We start from the raw sequence: 3,402 nt of genomic DNA, 5'->3' as shown, positions 1-3,402 counted from the left end.
CGAAGCTTCGCAATGATCTCCTCGGGCTTGTAAATCTTCCGCGGCATAATCCACCTCCAAAATAAAACTACACAAAAGGTGGATCGCTTCTAAGGGGGCAGACCAGCATGGGGAGTCAATCAGCGTGATTTTTTGAGCACCGGAGCGGAGCGTACTCCAAGTACGTGAGCACCGGAGCGCAGAAAAAGCGCGTTGAGTGGCCGCCAGGGCGGGTTTTAGACCGGGTCCACGTCCACCCAGGAAAGGTGTCCGCCCTTGCCGGCGCCAGTGTCCAAAAACACCGCCGTGCCGCCGCTGCGGGCGGTGCGGATATAGGGGCGGCCATCCGTGCTGCGCTGGTCATGCCCGGCATACACGGTCAGGCCCCGCGGGATTTCCTCCACCCAGCGCAGCAGCCGCTCCGGCTTGCCTGCGCCGGTCACGCGCCCGGTGGTCTGCCCGTATAAGGCGCGTGCAAGCAGCGGGCAGGCGCGGCCGGGCGGGAAGGGCGGCGGCGGTTCCTCCAGCATGCCTGGGTGGAATGAGCCGTGCACGAAGAACAGCGGCCCGAGCATAGCCCAGGCGGGCGCTGCCATGATGGTCTCACGCGTGCGGTCACGCAGTTCGGCAGGCAGTTCGGCCAAGGTGCGGATGGTAGGGGCGCCGCGCACATTGTCGCCGCGCAGGGCCCGGGCCAGCTTGAAGTCGTGATTGCCGAGGATGAACAGACCGCGCTTTTCCTCCAGCAGCCGGAACATGATGCGCAGCGCGCCGGGCGTGTCCGGCCCGTCGTCCACCAGATCGCCGAGCTGAATGACGAAACGATCGGTCTCGGCGGCGGCGGCGAAGGCTTTTGAGGCGCCGTGAACATCGCCCACAACGCGCAGCTTCACGCCAGACGGAATCATGCGCTGCTGGAGGTTGTTGAAAGTAAAGGCATTACAACTTCCACATTGTCATCTCTACCCCGAAAGGCAAGATGGCAGCAACGTGAAACGTCAGTCATTCTGTGGTTTTGTTCTTCTGGTACGCGGCCAGGGCGCGGATAGGTCTCGCGCAGCCGCAGGTCGTTGCGGAACCAGACGAGGCTGGTGCTCACGCCACCTCGGCCACGCGGCCAAGCTGCTCCAGGGCGAAGGAGAAGAGCTGGTCCTGCCCCAGCAGGAACACGCGCAGGCCCCGCGGAAACAGCCGGGAGATGGCGGGCTCGCGCACATCCACGCCGCCGGCATGGCTGCCGAAGGCGGGCAGCACCAGGCGCTGCGCGTCAGCCACGAAGCAGGGGCGGGAAACGCGCTTGCCGCGGGTGTCGATGCTCGCCTTGGGGTGGAAATGGCCGGAGAGTTCGATCTCGCGCGGGCCGAGCTGGTGGCTAGGCTCGTGCCGGAAGGTGAACGGGCCCTCGCGGTGCAGCACCACGCATTGGCCGGGCAGGGCGTGGGAGGCGGCATCGTGGTCGCCAGCGACCCAGATGAACTGCGCCTCTCGCGCCATCGCCTCGATGCGGCCCTTGTCGTCCTTGGCCAGGCGGGTGGTGCCGTCAGTCTCCTGCAAGGACTGCCCGAGCACGACAACCTTGCCCGGCCGGTACAGCCGCACCAGCCGGTTCAGCCGCTCGATCGCGGCCTTGGTGTCATGCGCGGGAGGCAGGCCAGGGCGGGAAGCAAAACCCTGATTTTTCGTGAAATGCGGGTCGGCAACAATGAGCACCCGTTTCTTTGGCCAGAACGCCGCTCCGGCCGGGTCCAGCATCAGTCGTTCATCTCGGAAATGCAGCGGGGCAGCGGTCATGACACATCGAAAAGCATATTCTTTCCGCCGCCGCCATGTATAAATTTAATGTTACGGATGCTCCTGCCGCAGGTCCGCCAAGCTTACAGCGCGTACAGTATGGCTGCGAAGCTTGCCACCAGCAGCACGCACCAGGTGAGAATGATTCCACCGGCGCGCAAGGGATTCGGCGCAGGGCGGTACATGCCTATGGGGTGGGCAATGCGGGCGATGACGAGCACCACGCTCAAGCCCAGGATCAACCGGCTATCGGCCCCGGCCAGGGTAAGCCCGCCCAAAAGCAGCAGGATCAGCGGCACGTATTCCGCGAAATTTGCCTGGGCCCGCATGGCCACGCGCAGCGGTTCATGCACCGGGGTGCCGCCGCCGTCGCCAAGCGAGACCCGCAGCAGGTAGCGCTGGCGCGTCACCATGGCGGACAGAACGAGCATGATGATGCCGAGCACGCCTCCGGTGGCGAGCAGTATATGTTCGCTGGTCATGAAACTTCCCCCAAAATAACCATGATGTTAAGCTTTCGTATCAAGCCGAATTGTTAACGCCTGGCCTTGGCCCCCACTGTTATACTGGGCCGGCCAAAAGAAGGGGAACTTGGCATGTCACATACTCAAGAATCAACGCGCAGCTTCGAGCAGACGATAGCAGCTTTCAACCCTACAGGCGTGATGGACGACTGGCGCCAGCGCACTTTGTGCGTGCTGCGTGCCCAGGAACGCGTGATGCAGGGTATGGCCGCGGCAGCGCGGCTGGAACTGCGCTTCGGCCAGGAATGCATGGCCAGCCGCCTGGGCTTGTTCAATGGCGGCTGGGCCGAGCCCGGCCACGCCAGCCAGCAATTGTCGGAGGATATGGACAAGCTCGTCGCCGTGATCCGCGAGATAAACGACGAGTTGAAGGCCTGCTTCTCGGATGCCGGGAAGTTGCTGCAAGGAGAACGCGCGGCAGCGCCGGAGCATAAGCCGGTTGGCGCCGCCAAGCGGACGAAGATCGCCGTCGAGGACGCTGGCGAAATCGCCGTCAAGGACGCTGGCGAAGAAGCGAGCGAGACCGCCTCGTAAGCCTCAGGCGGCGGGTACCGCCTTCTTGGTCTTGGCTTTGGCCGGAGCCTTGGCCGCTTTCGGCTTGGCTGCGGTTTTTTTGGCGGGGGGCTTTTCAGCCGCCTTCTTGGCGGCAGGCTTGGCTGTGGCCTTCTTGCTGGCGGCGCCCTTCTTGCCCTTGGGCGCCATGACCTTGCCTTTCTCGGCAAGCAGCGCCACGGCCTCATCCAGCATCACGTCCGCCATCTCCTGCCCGCGTGGCAGGTTGGCGACCGTATTGCCCCATTGCGCATAGGGGCCGAACCGGCCCTTGCGCACCAGCACCGGCTCGCCATCCTTGGGGTGCGCCCCCACTGTGCGGATGGAGTCCTGCTTCTTGGCGATCAGGTCCATGGCCCGGTTGAGGCCGAGATGCAGCACGTTGTCGTCACGGTCGAGCGAGGCGAAGATCGCGCCCATTTTCACATACGGGCCGAAGCGGCCGATATTGGCCTCGATCTTCTGCCCCGTCTCGGGGTGGATGCCGACCAAGCGCGGGAGCGAGAGCAGCCCCAGCGCCTCTTCCAGCGTCAACGTGGCGCCATTCATGCCACGA

At 64.3% G+C, this 3,402-nt stretch carries 5 protein-coding genes; 1 reads left to right on the top strand and 4 read right to left on the bottom strand.

Features of this window, described 5'->3' with window-relative positions; genetic code table 11:
- Nucleotides 1-215: 215 nt before the first annotated feature.
- The 3 genes from ACLPJJ_RS02295 to ACLPJJ_RS02285 all read right to left on the bottom strand — a co-directional run bounded on the left by ACLPJJ_RS02295 (nt 216) and on the right by ACLPJJ_RS02285 (nt 2,252).
- On the bottom strand, nt 216-887 hold the full coding sequence (locus ACLPJJ_RS02295) for a metallophosphoesterase (protein ID WP_443589147.1): 672 nt from the start codon (nt 885-887) through the stop codon (nt 216-218).
- A 187-nt stretch (nt 888-1,074) separates the two neighbouring features.
- A complete protein-coding gene (gene pdeM / locus ACLPJJ_RS02290) occupies nt 1,075-1,770 on the bottom strand; it encodes a ligase-associated DNA damage response endonuclease PdeM (protein WP_443589146.1) in 696 nt (231 codons plus the stop codon).
- Nucleotides 1,771-1,853: 83 nt separating this feature from the next.
- Complete coding sequence (locus tag ACLPJJ_RS02285) at nt 1,854-2,252, bottom strand: MAPEG family protein (protein WP_443589145.1); 399 nt, start codon at nt 2,250-2,252, stop codon at nt 1,854-1,856.
- Between the two features lie 114 nt (nt 2,253-2,366).
- Here ACLPJJ_RS02285 and ACLPJJ_RS02280 point away from each other — a divergent pair, with 114 nt between their 5' ends.
- The gene (locus tag ACLPJJ_RS02280) at nt 2,367-2,828 is read left to right on the top strand and encodes a hypothetical protein (RefSeq protein WP_443589144.1); all 462 of its coding nucleotides are present in this window, start codon (nt 2,367-2,369) and stop codon (nt 2,826-2,828) included.
- A 3-nt stretch (nt 2,829-2,831) separates the two neighbouring features.
- On the opposite strand, the gene ACLPJJ_RS02275 is transcribed toward ACLPJJ_RS02280, so the two are convergent.
- On the bottom strand, nt 2,832-3,402 hold a 571-nt coding region (locus tag ACLPJJ_RS02275; protein WP_443589143.1), incomplete at its 5' end, for a topoisomerase C-terminal repeat-containing protein.

Source organism: Acidocella sp. (genome assembly GCF_052326845.1).
Classification (GTDB): Bacteria; Pseudomonadota; Alphaproteobacteria; order Acetobacterales; family Acetobacteraceae; genus Acidocella.
The sequence above is the reverse complement of the archived record's forward strand: the minus strand, read 5'-3'. Positions and strand labels throughout refer to the sequence as shown.